At 44.3% G+C, this 15465-nt stretch carries 20 protein-coding genes and 2 pseudogenes; 14 read left to right on the top strand and 8 right to left on the bottom strand.

Annotated elements, in window-relative coordinates; all coding sequences use genetic code 11:
- Window positions 1-15: 15 nt before the first annotated feature.
- The 10 genes and pseudogenes from rapB (at window position 16) to M1D65_RS18205 (ending at window position 6694) form a co-directional block, all read left to right on the top strand.
- Window positions 16-1149, top strand: a complete 1134-nt coding sequence (gene rapB / locus M1D65_RS18250) for a response regulator aspartate phosphatase RapB (protein WP_032727043.1) — start codon at window positions 16-18, stop codon at window positions 1147-1149.
- A 153-nt stretch (window positions 1150-1302) separates the two neighbouring features.
- Window positions 1303-1782, top strand: a complete 480-nt coding sequence (locus M1D65_RS18245) for a hypothetical protein (protein ID WP_003244390.1) — start codon at window positions 1303-1305, stop codon at window positions 1780-1782.
- 72 nt (window positions 1783-1854) lie between these two features.
- Entirely contained in the window at window positions 1855-2043 is a 189-nt protein-coding gene (gene csbD, locus M1D65_RS18240) for a stress response protein CsbD (protein ID WP_003227718.1), read from the top strand.
- Between the two features lie 211 nt (window positions 2044-2254).
- Window positions 2255-2467: pseudogene (locus M1D65_RS18235) on the top strand (urea ABC transporter substrate-binding protein); the annotation flags it as partial.
- A gap of 232 nt (window positions 2468-2699) precedes the next feature.
- Window positions 2700-2860: pseudogene (locus tag M1D65_RS18230) on the top strand (hypothetical protein).
- A 194-nt stretch (window positions 2861-3054) separates the two neighbouring features.
- Window positions 3055-3372, top strand: coding sequence for an urease subunit gamma (ureA, locus tag M1D65_RS18225; RefSeq protein ID WP_003227724.1), 318 nt, complete (start codon window positions 3055-3057; stop codon window positions 3370-3372).
- On the top strand, window positions 3369-3743 hold the full coding sequence (ureB, locus tag M1D65_RS18220; RefSeq protein ID WP_041850426.1) for an urease subunit beta: 375 nt from the start codon (window positions 3369-3371) through the stop codon (window positions 3741-3743). Before ureA ends, ureB begins: the two co-directional genes overlap by 4 nt.
- Window positions 3740-5449, top strand: coding sequence for an urease subunit alpha (ureC, locus tag M1D65_RS18215; RefSeq protein WP_038429770.1), 1710 nt, complete (start codon window positions 3740-3742; stop codon window positions 5447-5449). Before ureB ends, ureC begins: the two co-directional genes overlap by 4 nt.
- Window positions 5450-5583: 134 nt before the next feature.
- Window positions 5584-5985, top strand: coding sequence for an Rrf2 family transcriptional regulator (locus M1D65_RS18210; protein ID WP_003227734.1), 402 nt, complete (start codon window positions 5584-5586; stop codon window positions 5983-5985).
- Between the two features lie 67 nt (window positions 5986-6052).
- Complete coding sequence (locus M1D65_RS18205; RefSeq protein WP_015714860.1) at window positions 6053-6694, top strand: NAD(P)-dependent oxidoreductase; 642 nt, start codon at window positions 6053-6055, stop codon at window positions 6692-6694.
- A gap of 34 nt (window positions 6695-6728) precedes the next feature.
- Here M1D65_RS18205 and M1D65_RS18200 read toward each other — a convergent pair whose 3' ends face one another.
- Window positions 6729-7112: a DUF5362 family protein gene (locus tag M1D65_RS18200; RefSeq protein ID WP_003227738.1), complete on the bottom strand. Its 384-nt coding sequence runs from the start codon at window positions 7110-7112 to the stop codon at window positions 6729-6731.
- A gap of 144 nt (window positions 7113-7256) precedes the next feature.
- Here M1D65_RS18200 and mta point away from each other — a divergent pair, with 144 nt between their 5' ends.
- On the top strand, window positions 7257-8030 hold the full coding sequence (mta, locus tag M1D65_RS18195) for a transcriptional activator Mta (protein WP_120027576.1): 774 nt from the start codon (window positions 7257-7259) through the stop codon (window positions 8028-8030).
- 23 nt (window positions 8031-8053) lie between these two features.
- On the opposite strand, the gene cls is transcribed toward mta, so the two are convergent.
- On the bottom strand, window positions 8054-9502 hold the full coding sequence (cls, locus tag M1D65_RS18190) for a cardiolipin synthase (RefSeq protein WP_003243311.1): 1449 nt from the start codon (window positions 9500-9502) through the stop codon (window positions 8054-8056).
- A 242-nt stretch (window positions 9503-9744) separates the two neighbouring features.
- On the opposite strand from cls, the gene M1D65_RS18185 reads away from it, so the two are divergent.
- On the top strand, window positions 9745-10179 hold the full coding sequence (locus M1D65_RS18185; protein WP_003244359.1) for a DUF5392 family protein: 435 nt from the start codon (window positions 9745-9747) through the stop codon (window positions 10177-10179).
- Here the strand turns inward: M1D65_RS18185 and M1D65_RS18180 are convergent.
- The 3 genes from M1D65_RS18180 to M1D65_RS18170 form a co-directional block, all read right to left on the bottom strand.
- Complete coding sequence (locus tag M1D65_RS18180; RefSeq protein ID WP_456270675.1) at window positions 10176-10307, bottom strand: hypothetical protein; 132 nt, start codon at window positions 10305-10307, stop codon at window positions 10176-10178. The genes M1D65_RS18185 and M1D65_RS18180 overlap by 4 nt on opposite strands.
- A 158-nt stretch (window positions 10308-10465) precedes the next feature.
- Complete coding sequence (locus tag M1D65_RS18175) at window positions 10466-10984, bottom strand: DUF5362 family protein (protein ID WP_070547938.1); 519 nt, start codon at window positions 10982-10984, stop codon at window positions 10466-10468.
- Window positions 10981-11472 carry a GNAT family N-acetyltransferase gene (locus tag M1D65_RS18170; RefSeq protein ID WP_072173812.1) on the bottom strand — a complete coding sequence of 164 codons (492 nt, stop codon included), beginning with the start codon at window positions 11470-11472 and terminating at the stop codon, window positions 10981-10983. The genes M1D65_RS18175 and M1D65_RS18170 overlap by 4 nt, the downstream gene beginning before the upstream one ends.
- Window positions 11473-11612: 140 nt before the next feature.
- Here M1D65_RS18170 and spoIIQ point away from each other — a divergent pair, with 140 nt between their 5' ends.
- The gene (spoIIQ, locus tag M1D65_RS18165; protein ID WP_021480797.1) at window positions 11613-12485 is read left to right on the top strand and encodes a stage II sporulation protein spoIIQ; all 873 of its coding nucleotides are present in this window, start codon (window positions 11613-11615) and stop codon (window positions 12483-12485) included.
- Between the two features lie 110 nt (window positions 12486-12595).
- A complete protein-coding gene (locus M1D65_RS18160) occupies window positions 12596-13018 on the top strand; it encodes a VanZ family protein (RefSeq protein WP_003227753.1) in 423 nt (140 codons plus the stop codon).
- A 40-nt stretch (window positions 13019-13058) separates the two neighbouring features.
- Here the strand turns inward: M1D65_RS18160 and bcrC are convergent, their stop codons facing one another.
- The 3 genes from bcrC to amtB all read right to left on the bottom strand — a co-directional run bounded on the left by bcrC (window position 13059) and on the right by amtB (window position 15397).
- Entirely contained in the window at window positions 13059-13640 is a 582-nt protein-coding gene (gene bcrC / locus M1D65_RS18155; protein ID WP_003243362.1) for an undecaprenyl-diphosphate phosphatase BcrC, read from the bottom strand.
- 180 nt (window positions 13641-13820) lie between these two features.
- The gene (locus M1D65_RS18150; RefSeq protein WP_003221829.1) at window positions 13821-14171 is read right to left on the bottom strand and encodes a P-II family nitrogen regulator; all 351 of its coding nucleotides are present in this window, start codon (window positions 14169-14171) and stop codon (window positions 13821-13823) included.
- An 11-nt stretch (window positions 14172-14182) separates the two neighbouring features.
- Window positions 14183-15397: an ammonium transporter AmtB gene (gene amtB, locus M1D65_RS18145; protein ID WP_003227757.1), complete on the bottom strand. Its 1215-nt coding sequence runs from the start codon at window positions 15395-15397 to the stop codon at window positions 14183-14185.
- Window positions 15398-15465: the final 68 nt, after the last annotated feature.

Raw genomic sequence — 15465 nt, 5'->3', positions numbered from 1 at the left:
AAGGGTTGGAGGGGCATGGCCGCGTACGAGATCCCGTCATCTCAAGTAGGAGTGAAAATCAATAAGTGGTATAAGCACATTTTAGCATTTCAAGTGGCTGATGCCGTAAAGCTGAAGGAAGAAATTGATCTAGATATAGAACAGATGGAAGAGGATCAGCTGCTTCTCCTGTATTATCAGCTGATCAGCTACCGGCACCAAATTATGCTGGATTATGTAAAGCCTGACCTGCACGAGGAATCTCAGCTTCAATATCGTGAATTGATCAAAACGCTGGAAAGCAATCAGGACAGCATCTCCGGATTATCTGAGTATTATTTTCACTTGTTTAGAGGAATGTACGAATTTGAACAGAACAATTACATCTCGGCTATATCCTTTTATCGGAAAGCTGAGAAGATGCTTGCGTTTGTAGAAGATGAAATTGAAAGAGCGGAATTTCATTTTAAAGTGGCGGAAGTCTTTTATATTATGAAGCAGACGCACTTTTCCATGAACCACGCCGTACAGGCGCTGGAGACGTATAAGGCTCACGATTTTTACAGAGTCAGAAGAATTCAATGCCATTTCGTCATATCAGGAAACTACATTGACTACAGAAATTATGAAAAAGCGCTTGAACATTTAGATGACGCGTATCGCCTTGCTTTATTGGAAGGACAGCCCCGTTTAATCGGATCAGCCCTTTATAACATTGGGAATTGCTATGATGACAAGGGGGAGCTGGATCAGGCCGCCGAATACTTTGAAAAAGCGCTTCCTGTCTTCGAAGATTATCAGCTGGAACAGCTTCCAAAAGCGCTCTTCAGCCTGACTCGCGTTCTTTTCAAAAAACAAGATAGCGAAGCCGCGATGCGGTACTATGAAAAAGGGATTGCCATTGCCCAAAAACGAAACGACTTCTTCAGTCTGGCAAAATATAAATTTCTGCAGGCATTATATGTGGAATCTGTCAATTTGGATATGATTCAAGAAGTATTTGATTATATGGAAGAAAAGGGCCTGTACGTATATATTGAAGAATTTGCTTTAGATGCTGCCTCCTATTTCAGTCATCGCGAACAATATAAAGAAGCGGTGTATTTTTATGAAAAAGCGGTCAGCATGAGAGAGATGATTCAAAGGAACGATTGCTTATATGAAGTATGAGACAAAACCATCTGCTGGCAGATGGTTTTTTTTTATGCAAAAAAAGGGGAGCATCGGAACGTTTATTTCCGGGGAGAACAGGAAAAATCGCTACAGCACTGTTTTTTGAACAAAAGCCGTTTTGGGATGCATCTGCACGTGAGGGGGAATTCAATGTTTGGTTTTAATGATATGGTGAAGTTTCTGTGGTCTTTCCTCATTGTTCTGCCGCTTGTACAGATTATACATGTTTCAGGGCACAGCTTTATGGCTTTTATTTTTGGCGGAAAAGGATCGTTGGATATAGGCATGGGAAAAACGCTGCTTAAAATTGGACCCATACGGTTCAGAACGATTTATTTTATCGATTCTTTTTGCCGGTACGGGGAGTTGAAAATTGACAATCGATTCTCAAATGCACTCGTGTATGCAGGGGGCTGCTTGTTTAACCTCATCACGATTTTTGCAATCAATCTGCTGATTATACACAGTGTATTAAAGCCGAATGTGTTTTTCTATCAGTTTGTCTATTTTTCTACGTATTATGTGTTTTTTGCCCTGCTGCCGGTCCGATATTCGGAGAAAAAGTCATCAGACGGGCTGGCGATATACAAGGTGCTCCGTTACGGAGAGCGCTACGAAATCGATAAATAACATTAGAATGTTTATTGCCTCTCAGATCGGGAAGGTAACAAGTACACACATAATTGAGAGGGGAGAATTAACATGGGTAACGATAGTGTAAAAGACAAAATGAAGGGCGGCTTCAATAAAGCCAAAGGAGAAGTGAAGGATAAAGTCGGAGATATGGCTGACAGAACGGACATGCAGGCTGAAGGCAAAAAAGATAAGGCGAAAGGCGAAATCCAAAAGGATATCGGGAAAGCCAAGGATAAATTTTCAGATAAAGATTAATCGTACGGAAGAGGCAGGAAACGAAATGTTTCTTGTCTTTTTTTGTTCGCTTTTTCTGATGTGAATAAATATAACAAAAAAAGAAGCTGATTTGGTCAAGGTAACTAAATTTTTTAAATATTCTTTGAATTAATAGACGTCTTCTATATAATAATGACATAAGTTGTAAACTTTTATTACATCATTTGAGAAATCAAACAAAGGAGTTTGGATGACGGAATGTACTGCACCGAAGAAAGTGTCGGAAGCCAGCGGGAGTGCGAAAAAACAGTTGATATCGACACAAGCGGGATTCAGTGAAGGCCGGAATTCTTCACTCGTTAAGAGGAACGGTGGCGATTAGCGAAGTGACCGTCCATGATGCGGAGTTAATGGCAATAGTCGGGTTCTCGGTATCGTGGAGGACGGCGCCTCAGACTGGCCTCCATGCATGCTTCCGGTTGCGGAGCAAAACAACGGGCTGCCATCAGGAATGTAACGTCTGGTTATGATCAATCGATGGTTTAGCACAGCCTTAGCATAGAGGTTCACCCGGGGCAGATTGTTGCTGTATTAGGCCGACTCCGGCTAAACAGGGGGGCTATTTGTTTTAATCAAACGTTTGTTCAAAACGAAAAGGCGGTCAACAGCAGCAGCTTGCAATTGCCAGAGCGCTGATGGTAAATCTGAAAAATATTTTACTTAATGAACAATCGGGAGGAATTCAGATTTTAATTGTCGAACTAGTCAGACAAGTTATTATAGAAATTTCCAGAAAAAAAGACATTTCTGTTATCTTGGTCGAGCGCAGTCTGGAAAACGTGTTAATCTGTGCTGACTATCTTTCTGTGATCGACAGGGGAACGGTTGTTGACCATGGCAAGGCTGATGAAGAAACGGCATGCCGCTTTGAAAGACATCTTACCGTATGACCCCCATTCTCGAAGAAAGGGAGGTGATGTCCCGCCTGACTGTTCCGCAAATTCGTAGTAGCCGCATCTGCTTTATATGACAAAAGAAGGAGGACTACAGATGAAACTGACACCGGTTGAACAAGAAAAATTGCTCATTTTTGCAGCGGGGGAATTAGCCAAACAGCGAAAGGCGCGGGGCGTTCTGCTGAACTATCCTGAGGCTGCTGCTTATATCACCTGCTTTATTATGGAAGGCGCACGTGATGGGAAGGGAGTAGCAGAGCTGATGGAAGCCGGCCGCCATGTATTAACGGAAAAAGATGTGATGGAGGGGGTGCCTGAGATGCTTGACAGCATTCAGGTGGAGGCCACATTTCCGGATGGAGTAAAGCTTGTTACGGTACATCAGCCAATTTCTGCGGAGGTGAAGTCATGAAGCCGGGAGCATTTCAAATTGTTGAGGGAACCATTACGATTAATGAAGGGCGTGAGATACGGGAGGTAACGGTAAAAAACACCGGATCACGCTCCATTCAAGTCGGTTCGCATTTTCATTTTGCGGAGGCCAACGGGGCTTTATTATTTGACCGTGAGCTGGCGATCGGCATGCGTCTTGATGTTCCATCAGGCACGTCGGTCCGTTTTGAGCCTGGAGAGCAGAAAACGGTCTCACTAGTGGAAATCAGAGGACGCAAGACAATTAGAGGGCTGAACGGAATGGCCGACACGTTTATCGATGAACGCGGCAAAGAAAAAACGTTGGCCAACTTAAAACAAGCCGGCTGGATGGAGGGTGTAATCCGATGAAAATGTCACGGGAGGAATATGCGGAACTGTTTGGCCCGACAACGGGCGATAAAATCAGATTGGGCGACACGGATTTATGGATCGAAGTCGAAAAGGATTTCACAGTATATGGTGAAGAAATGATCTTTGGCGGCGGAAAAACTATCCGCGACGGCATGGGCCAAAACGGCAGAATCACAGGGAAGGACGGCGCTTTGGATTTGGTTATCACCAACGTCGTGCTATTGGATTACACAGGCATTGTCAAAGCGGATGTCGGTGTGAAAGACGGCCGGATTGTCGGTGTCGGAAAAAGCGGAAATCCTGATATCATGGATGGAGTCGATCCGCACATGGTCATAGGAGCGGGGACAGAGGTGATTTCCGGTGAAGGCAAAATTTTAACAGCCGGGGGAGTGGACACGCACATTCATTTTATTTGTCCTCAGCAGATGGAAGTTGCGCTTTCTTCAGGTGTGACGACCCTTTTGGGAGGCGGAACAGGACCCGCTACAGGAAGCAAAGCGACAACATGTACGTCCGGGGCGTGGTATATGGCGAGGATGCTGGAAGCGGCCGAGGAGTTTCCGATCAATGTCGGCTTCTTAGGGAAAGGGAATGCATCCGATAAAGCGCCGCTGATCGAGCAGGTGGAAGCAGGCGCCATCGGCCTTAAGCTTCATGAAGACTGGGGCACGACGCCAAGCGCCATTAAAACGTGTATGGAAGTCGTGGACGAGACTGATATTCAAGTTGCCATCCATACCGATACGATTAACGAAGCGGGCTTTTTGGAAAACACGCTCGACGCGATCGGGGATCGGGTCATTCATACTTATCACATTGAAGGTGCAGGCGGCGGCCATGCCCCGGATATTATGAAGCTCGCCTCTTACGCGAACATTCTGCCGTCATCTACAACGCCAACCATTCCTTATACCGTTAATACGATGGATGAGCATCTTGACATGATGATGGTCTGCCACCATTTAGATGCGAAAGTGCCTGAAGATGTGGCGTTCAGCCATTCCAGAATCAGGGCTGCGACGATTGCCGCGGAGGATATTCTCCATGATATCGGTGCGATCAGCATGACATCATCGGATTCCCAAGCGATGGGGCGGGTCGGTGAAGTGATCATCCGAACATGGCAGGTAGCCGATAAAATGAAAAAACAGCGCGGCGCTCTTGCCGGCGAAAACGGAAATGACAATGTGCGCGCAAAACGGTACATTGCCAAATACACGATTAATCCGGCAATTACGCACGGGCTCAGCCATGAAGTCGGCTCGGTGGAAAAAGGGAAGCTTGCTGATCTCGTACTGTGGGACCCGGTATTTTTCGGCGTAAAACCGGAACTGGTCTTAAAGGGCGGCATGATTGCACGTGCGCAAATGGGAGATCCGAACGCGTCCATCCCGACTCCTGAACCGGTTTTCATGCGCCAAATGTATGCGTCTTACGGAAAAGCCAACCGTTCAACCTCGATTACATTTATGTCTCAGGCAAGCATAGAGCGTGGTGTGGCGGAAAGCTTAGGGCTGGAAAAAAGGATTTCTCCAGTCAAAAATATCAGAAAGCTGAGCAAGCTGGATATGAAGCTGAATTCGGCTTTGCCGAAGATTGAGATTGATCCAAAAACCTATCAGGTCTTTGCTGACGGGGAGGAATTGTCTTGCCAGCCTGTCGATTATGTCCCACTTGGACAAAGATATTTCTTATTCTGATAAGACGCGGCCGGAGTGCATCCGGCCGTTCTATTGACTAAAAACGGTGCACAAAACCCGTGTATTTAGTGTATATTAGATGTTGACAAACGAATCAAATGTAACTATTATAGTTACAACGGTGGTGAAAAAACATGATTAACAGCCGTCTTGCTGTTGCCATTCATATTTTATCCCTCATCTCGATGGATGAAAAAACATCTTCAGAAATCATTGCAGACAGTGTCAACACGAATCCAGTAGTCGTGCGAAGAATGATCAGCCTGCTGAAAAAAGCTGATATTCTCACATCACGCGCAGGGGTGCCGGGTGCAAGCCTTAAAAAAGATCCTGCTGATATTTCTCTTTTAGAAGTGTACCGGGCTGTCCAAAAGCAAGAAGAACTCTTTGCGGTTCATGAAAACCCGAATCCGAAATGTCCGGTAGGGAAAAAAATTCAGAACGCTCTGGATGAAACGTTTGAAAGTGTGCAAAGAGCGATGGAAAATGAACTGGCAAGCAAGTCATTAAAAGATGTTATGAATCATCTCTTTTAATCAAAAGGGATGACTTCTCACCACTAACATGTAACTAAAATTGTTACAAATAAGGAGGAAATGAAAAATGAAAATTGGTATTATCGGCGCAAGCGGGAAAGCGGGAAACGAGATTTTGAAAGAAGCGAAAACAAGAGGCCATGAAGTGACAGCCATCGTCAGAAACGCTTCAAAAGTGCAGGAGCAGGACGTAGCGGTTTTGGAAAAAGATGTGTTTGAACTGACTGCGGAAGACATCAAGCCTTTCGACGCGGTCGTAAACGCTTTTGGAGCAGCACCCGGCCAAGAACATCTTCATGTTGAAGCAGGAAGAGCACTCATCAGCATTTTAAAGGACGCGAAGCACACAAGATTGCTTGTTGTTGGCGGAGCGGGAAGCCTGTTTGTTGATGAAGCCAAAACAACCCGTTTAATGGATACGCCGGAATTTCCGAAAGAATATTTGCCAACTGCATCAAATCAAGGCGAGAACCTGAAAGATTTGCAGCAGACAGACTCCATTTCCTGGACGTTCCTCAGTCCTGCGGCATTTTTTGATCCAGCAGGAAAACGGACTGGCTCTTACCAAAAAGGAAAAGACAATGTCATCGTAAATGCAAAAGGCGACAGCTATATCAGCTATGCAGATTATGCCATTGCCGTGTTGGACGAGCTTGAACATCCCGAACACAAAAATGAACGCTTCACAGTGGTAAGCGAAGCGGAATAATAAAAAACCCGGAGCCAGCTCCGGGTTTTTCTCATTAATAAGTGCTGTACGTATCGCTGAAAAGGCCATCAGCAATCCCAAGCATTAAAAAGATGAAGAAGGCGATAATCGCAAGAATGGATACAGCAATGCTTACGATCAAATAAATCCCTTGCATCTTTACGAATTTCGCGTAATTCTCCAGCATTAAGTCTTCAGACTGTCCGCTATTGTGTTCAGCCATTTGGCCTGCTTCCCTAGCTGACCTCATCAAAAAGATACCGGAAATAATTTGCAGTACGCCTGGCACGGCACCGATTAGAAAAAAGAACGCGCCTGAAAGCGCGGTAATTGCGCCCATAATAATAAATAAAATGCCTGTAGCTTTTCCCCATTTCGAAATGCTGATGAGGGTTTTGTTCATTGTTTCAGGATTCATGTATACTGGCTCCCCTTTACAAAAAAATACTCACTTTTCTTTTATACACTATTTGTGAGAAGTTTTGTATATAGAAAATAACATTTTGGGGATTGACCCTAACGTTGCGTGATTGTTTACGATAAAAAAGAGGAGGTGTTATGTATGAAATATCAAGTTAAACAAGTGGCGGAGATATCAGGCGTTAGCATTCGGACGCTTCATCACTATGACAATATTGAGCTTCTGAATCCTTCAGCGCTTACTGATGCTGGGTATCGTTTGTACAGTGACGCAGACCTGGAAAGACTGCAGCAGATTTTATTTTTCAAGGAAATCGGGTTTCGTCTGGATGAGATTAAAGAGATGCTGGATCATCCGAATTTTGACCGGAAAGCGGCACTTCAGTCGCAAAAGGAGATATTGATGAAGAAAAAACAAAGAATGGATGAGATGATTCAAACAATTGACAGGACGCTTTTGTCCGTTGATGGAGGGGAAACGATGAATAAGAGGGATTTATTTGCCGGATTAAGCATGAAAGACATTGAAGAGCACCAGCAGACATACGCTGATGAAGTCAGAAAGCTGTATGGAAAGGAAATTGCAGAAGAAACAGAGAAAAGGACATCTGCATACTCGGCAGATGATTGGAGCTCGATCATGGCTGAATTTGATTCGATTTACAGACGAATTGCGGCTCGAATGAAGCATGGGCCCGATGATGCAGAGATTCAGGCCGCTGTGGGGGCATTTCGCGATCATATTTGCCAATATCATTACGATTGCACACTCGACATTTTCAGAGGACTCGGGGAAGTGTATATCACTGACGAGCGATTTACCGATTCAATCAATCAATATGGAGAAGGTCTTGCCGCTTTTTTGCGGGATGCGATCATCATTTACTGTGACCATCAGGAAAACCCCCGGCCGTAAAGGCCGGGGGTTTTTGGCGCATCTTATAAGATCGGCGACAACAGCCGCGAGACGGATTCTTTTATTCGAATCCACAACGGGCGCTGCAGATACTCCTCATAGGTGAATTTTCTGGATACTAGCAAATCTTCTTTAAAAGTTGAAACCAGTTTTTTAGCAATGGTGATATCGTATATAAATGCATTAACCTCAAAATTCAGCCTGAAGCTTCGGACATCAATGTTGGCTGTGCCGACTGACGCGATTTCGTCATCCACCACGATGGTTTTCGCGTGAATAAAGCCGTTATCGTAAATATAGACAGTGGCTCCGGCTTTCAGCAGATCGCCGATATACGAAAGTGTCGCCCAGTATACAAAGGCGTGATCGGGCTTGTTCGGAATCATAATGTTAACGTCAATGCCCGAAAGGCAAGCGATCCTTAAAGCATCCAGCAGGCTTGCATCTGGGATAAAATAAGGTGTTTGTATCAAAATGGAACGCTTGGCGTTTGAAATCATTTTGATGTAGCCATTTTTAATTTGTTCCCATTCCGAATCAGGGCCGCTTGTGACAATCTGCATCCCGACGTTGCCTTTTGGGCCGTAATCAGGAAAGTGATTTGGAATATATGTCAGCGTATGGTGATGAGAAGCTTGGTTCCAGTCAAGGATGAACCGTGTTTGGATGGCGTGCACGGCCGTTCCTTGCAGCCGGATATGCGTATCCCGCCAATAACCGAATTTTGGATTAAGCCCTAGATACTCATCTCCGACGTTAAAGCCTCCGACATAACCGGTCATACCGTCTATGATCACAAGCTTTCGATGGTTCCGGTAATTCAGCCGCAGGTTAATCGGCCTGAGCTTTGACGGGAAAAAGACCTCCACATGCCCGCCAGCCTCGCGAAGCTCTTTAAAAAACTTTTTTCTCAGCGTTCTAGACCCGAGTTCATCATAAAGCACTCTGACCTGAACACCTTCTTTTGCCTTTTGGATGAGAGCGTCCCGCAATTTTTTGCCTAATTCATCGCCTTTATAAATATAATACTGTAAATGGATATGATCCTTAGCCTTTGAAATGTCACTCAGCAGCCGCTGAAATTTATCCCGTCCATCTGTAATGACGTCAACTGAATTATCCTCTGTAAACACAGCATGGTTATTCATAATCAGCATATAAATTAAATCTTTGTTATCAAAGGTTGCCCGGTTGTTAAACTGGAATTGCTTGGTTTCTAAATCTTCAAGCTGATGCTTCAGCAGCCTTTCAATTCCAATCTTTTTCCGGTCTTCCCATTGAAACAAATGCTTGCGTCTGAGATTATGGCCGAATAATAAGTATAAAATAAAGCCTAAAACGGGAATAAAGAAAAGAACAAGCAGCCACGCCCAAGATGCACTGGCATCGCGCCGTTCTTTGAAGATGACAATGATGGCCAAAAGAATATTTAAAATGAAAAAAAGTGATAAAAGGATGGAAGAAATACTCACTTTGTAACCCCGCTCATTCATATTTATCAAGAAGATTGCCATTAGTATTCCATGAATAACAGTGATCTGATTCCCATTACAAATTATAACACTCACATTTTAAAAGAATAAAGAGCGGCGATCCAGATTCTTCGTGAAAAATACGGGCAGATTTCTTTAAAACCAGCTTGCACCTGCGTTAAAATAAACACATATGATAACGTTCGTGAAGCTTGAAACATCAAATAAAGGGGGAGGATTACATGAACTTTTACAGAGTCGAACAAATGCCGGGGTTCATCAAAACAGAAATGCAAAAAATTCAAAAGGCCGTACAGCCTTTCATGAAAAAAACCGTCATTTACCGTTTTCTTGCTATTCCGCTTGCTGCATTCTCTCTCTTTAATTTAGCTGCTTTTCTATTTCATGCTTCAGCTGACAGGGAGTCCCTGATCAGCGCAGGCATATTCGCCCTTTTGGCGGCGCTCGGGCTCGCATTTTTTAAAGAGGCAGGCTATCAGCATAAACAAATCCAAAAAACGGTTCACATCTATATGCTGAACAGGATCAAAAAGAGCGAAATCCTTTCAGAAGAGCGGAAAAGCTCCTACGCACGACAAATAAAGGAAGAGCCTTTTGCGATGCGGAGTTTTGTTGAATTTTTGACTGAGGAAGACAGACGCAAAAAAATGTATTAAAGAAGATCTGCACCCGGATTGTTAATATTTTCCAGACGATCCGGGTGTGTTTTTTTGCATGCAGACACCCGAAATAAAAAGTGCGGTTTCGGATTGATTCCGACTTCATCCGTTTTTTTGATATTCATTTCTGGGTAACAGCGTTGCTTTGTTGATTTCCTCTACTAGAGATGTCTATTGTATGCTTGCTTCAGGATTTGGTGTTTACGCCGGCCTGCTTTGAATAGTCAAATAAAATAGGCATGGTCCCGTTTATATGGAACTCATGCCCTGTCCTGTCTCATCATTATTCAAACACCGGATCATCCTCATAATAATAAGAATCCGGATCATCATACGAAGGCGTGTTCTCAAAAGCAGCAATGCCGATTACCACCAGCACGAAAATGGCTACAATGATCCCGATCAGGACAGTAACGATACTGGATGCTGCATAAAACAGCTGCATTTTTATAAATGTCCCGTAATTTTCAAGCATGCTTTCGCCAGCGCTGCCGGCTAGATTTCCGTCGGCTTCCGCGGCTGCTTTTGCTGAGCGCATCAAAAATACGCCTGAAATAATGAGCAGTACGCCCGGAATGGCGCCAATCACTGTCATCAAAACAGAAAGAGTGACAAGCGATCCCATAATGATTAACAAGATGCCAGAAATTTTGCCCCACTTGGCAATGTCGGATAGCGACTTGACAGCAGAGGCACTCAGCTGGCGGGTCTCCTGCTCAACAGGTGCAGTCTCCTGTTTAACAAGGCTATTTTCTTCATTATGATTTTCAATTTCGTTTTCATCTTTATCCAGACTAATCATGAAAGCTCTCTCCCTAAAATTTTTAAATCGTATCTTTTCCCGTCCATTTCGGCGATGCCGGGGAATAGTCCCCATTCTGCAAACCCGTGCTTTTCAAACAGCTTCAGGCTTGGTTTATTATGCCCGAAAATGAAGGCCATAAGTGAGCGGATGCCAAGATTCGGGGCAATGCGGAGCGCTTCTTGAAGCAAATATGATCCAACACCTTTGCCGCGGCATGCTTCGTCAATGTATATGCTGACTTCCGCTGTTTTATTATAGGCTGGCCTTCCATAAAATGTTTCAAAGCTGATCCAGGCAGCGACGTTTCCGTTTTCATCCTCGGCCACATAGAGCGGACGTGCCTCTGTATGTCCCGAAAACCATTCCATCCGGTCTTCAGGAGTTACCGGTTCGGTATCGGCTGTTACCATTCGAGAAGCAATCGTTGAATTATAAATCGCCACAACAGCCTCCAGATCTTTATTTTCAGCAAGGCGCAATGTCATGTTCATACGTTTTTGGCACTCCTCTCAAAAAAATACATATTTTCGTTCAGTCTGTGCAAACTACATCTAAAAAAGTTTTTTTGGATAGGTTGTATATATTTTCAGAAAAGTGTTCAGAATGTTGCTGAGGTGATGAAACAATGAGAGAGGAAGAAAAGAAAACTTCTCAAGTCAAAAAACTTCAGCAGTTTTTTCGTAAACGCTGGGTGTTCCCTGCAATTTACTTAGTCAGTGCGGCCGTCATTTTAACAGCTGTCCTTTGGTATCAATCAGTATCAAATGATGAGGTAAAGGATCAGTTGGCTGATAACGGCGGAAACTCCGCATATGACAACAACGACGATGCAGTTGAAGTAGGAAAGTCAATGGAAAATGTCGCAATGCCGGTTGTTGATTCTGAAAACGTTTCTGTTGTGAAAAAGTTCTATGAAACCGATGCCGCAAAAGAAGAGAAAGAAGCAGCACTCGTTACCTATAATAACACGTACAGCCTAAGCAAAGGAATTGACTTAGCTGAGAAAGACGGAAAAGATTTCGATGTCTCTGCTTCTCTGAGCGGTACGGTTGTTAAAGCTGAAAAAGATCCAGTGCTGGGATATGTTGTGGAAGTAGAACATGCCGACGGTTTATCGACTGTGTATCAATCTCTTTCCGAAGTAAGCGTTGAGCAAGGTGACAAAATAAAACAAAATCAAGTGATCGGAAAATCTGGCAAGAACCTTTACAGTGAAGACAGCGGAAACCACGTGCACTTTGAAATCCGTAAAGATGGGGTCGCAATGAATCCGTTAAACTTTATGGACAAACCAGTTTCTTCTATTGAAAAAGCAGCAGCTGCTGAAGAAAAAGCTGCCACCCAAGAAACAGAAGAATCCATTCAGCAATCTTCCGAGAAAAAGGACGGATCAACTGAAAAAGGAACAGAAGAAAAATCCGGTGAGAAAAAGGATGATTCAACTGACAAATCTGGTTCTAAAGAAAGCAGCACAACAGAAGACACTGAACAGTCTTAATGAAGAAAACGTCTATCCTTGTGATGGGCGTTTTTTTCTGTTACTTTTTGCTTTGTTTTACCGTCTATGTTGTTACATGTAGGCACGTACGTTATAAAGGAGGTTATGTCATGAACCGCCTATTGCTCGCAGGCTGGATCTTTTTTATCCTGCTTTCTGTCTGTACGGAAAGCTTCAGCGGCATGGTCGTATCGCAAACGGTGGCTTTTCATTTTCAGCCGCACCCTGATCTGTCTCAATTTTTAGTTATGGATTTTACTGAGCTTACTGTACCTGAAGCGTTTATTCAAAAAATCGGACACGCGTTTTCCTTCTTTGTGCTGACATATTTGCTGTGGAAACAGCGGGGCAGCATAAGATCAGCTGCAGCCGGCTCATTTGCGTTTGCTTTTTTCACAGAAGTTCTTCAGCTCTTCTTCAGCAGGAATGGTTGTATCCGGGATGTGCTCATCGATGCTGTTGGAATTGGATTGTTTTATGGTTTATATGTGTTGGCGAAGCGAAGAAAACAAGAGATGTATGAGAAATATTAAAGCCGGCTGTCTTGATTTCAGACGCCGGCTTTTGTCTTTCTTAGAAATTTTGATCGGTTGGTTTTTTCGTCAGTTTATTGATAATGGCTTCGTAGATCCTCACGACCAAATCGACGAACGGGCGAAGCAGATCTGAAAATCTAAAGAAAAGGAACCCGATAATGATGGCGACAACGAGGCTGCCCAATACATCTACCGGATAGTGATGTCCCACCCAAATTCTCGAAAAGCCTGTCAAAAGCCCAAAAATGACAAGCGGCCAGCCGATTTTGCGGTTTCTGAAAAGCATCGCAATAGAAATCGCTAATGCACCTGTCGTGTGGTCACTTGGAAATGAAGCATCCGCAGCATGCGGAATCAGTGTATGCACTGTATGCGCAACGAACGGGCGCGGTTCGAAATAAACAAGCGTAATCAAATAGTTGATCACAAGGCCTGCAATTCCTGTGATGCCTGCGTATAGCACATGTTTTCTGCTTTGTGTGTTCCCAAACAGCCAGATTGCCAATAGGATAAGGGCATAGGCGACAATGGCATATTCCGTGATGAAGACCATAATGGAATCGAGAACTGAATTGTGATGAGATAGTCCATGGATTGCTTTAAAAATTTCGTAGTTCAAATAATCACCTTTTACATTTTTATATTTAGTAGACTAATCTTACTCATGAAAAGTTTCAAATAAAAATAGAGATTGTCTGAAATAACGGCGCTTGAAGAGAATTCGAAGAGGAATCGCGGTTTCTGGGGGGATTCTGTGCACAAAAAAAGAGATCCGGAGTGTCCGAATCTCGTACCGATATTAAAGTGCTTCAGGTCCTTCTTCGCCTGTGCGGATGTTGATCGTATTGCTGATTTCATAGACAAATATTTTACCGTCACCCGGTGATCCCGTTTTCAGCACCCTTTTAGCGGTCTCTGTCACTTGATCAACAGGAACCTTGCTGACCACGATTTCTATTTTTAAACGCTCGTATACATTGCTTTCTATTTTTACCCCTCGATAGAGCTCCGTATGTGCTTTTTGAAGGCCGCAGCCGTGTACATTGGAGAAAGTCAGAGAGGTCACTCCGATTTTTCCGAGTTCCTGCTTCAGCTTTTCAAAATTTGCCGGACGCGTTACAATTTCTACCTTGAACATTTGACCGCTCATAGCGTCACTCCTCACATAGAATCTTGATATGCTTTTTCCCCGTGCATCGTTAAGTCAAGCCCAAGTGACTCTTCTTCTTCAGTTGCGCGAAGGGGAAGGAAGAGGCTTACAATTTTAATAATAACGAAAGTGACAATAAATACAAAAACATAAGTGGCGGCGATGGCGACGATTTGTTTCCAGATTAAGCTTGCATCACCGTAAAATAACCCATCTGCGCCCGCTGAGTTAACAGAGGTTGTTGCGAATAATCCTGTTGCGATTCCGCCCCATGTGCCGCCGATCCCGTGCAGGCCAAAGGCGTCAAGCGCGTCGTCGTATCCGAATTTCTTTTTAAGCGAGAATACTCCCCAGAAACAAACTGCCCCGCCGATGATGCCGATAATAATAGAAGCGAACGGTGTGACAAATCCGGCAGCCGGCGTAATGGCGACAAGCCCGGCGATTGCGCCAGATACCGCTCCGAGCATTGTCGGTTTTTTGTTAATGATCCATTCTACTAAGATCCAGCCGGCGATCCCGGCTGCAGCCGCGGTGTTTGTGTTGATGAACGCGTACATGGCTACACCATCTAAAGTCAAAGCGCTGCCGACGTTAAAGCCGAACCAGCCGAACCAAATCAAAGCTCCTCCTAAGAAGGTGTAAATGAGGTTATGCGGAGAAGACGCTGTACCGTCTTTCCGTTTGCCGAGCACAATGGCAAGAACAAGTCCTGCCACACCGGAGGAAATATGAACAACATTGCCGCCAGCAAAATCGAGCGCTCCAAGCTGGCCGATCCAGCCGCCGCCCCATACCCAGTGCGCTACGGGTGTGTAAACCAAAGAGGCCCATAAAACCGAGAATAAAAGAAAAGCGCCGAATCGCATCCGCTCTGCGAAGGCCCCGGAAATAATCGCTGTAGTCAGAACGGCGAACGTCATTTGGAACATCATAAATAACGAGTGGGGGATGGTATCGCTGTAATCTCCCGGATCAAATCCGACCCCTTTGAGGCCGGCCCACTCCAGCCCGCCGATGATTGAATTGCCTGGTGCGAAGGCAAGTGTATATCCGAACAGCACCCAAACGATGGAAACGATGGCAATGGAAGAGAAACTGTGCATGGCAGTGCTCAGCACATTTTTGCTCTTTACCATTCCTCCATAAAATAACGCTAATCCCGGGGTCATCAGCCACACGAGTAAAGCGCAAAAGAACATAAAAACTGTATCGCCCATTTGCATGTCTCATTCCTCCGTATCTTTCAGAATAAAAAGCAATTATTATATTTCTTCATTATAGAGAAAAAAGA

It is taken from the genome of Bacillus sp. JZ39 (genome assembly GCF_053903145.1).
The sequence above is the reverse complement of the archived record's forward strand: the minus strand, read 5'-3'. Positions and strand labels throughout refer to the sequence as shown.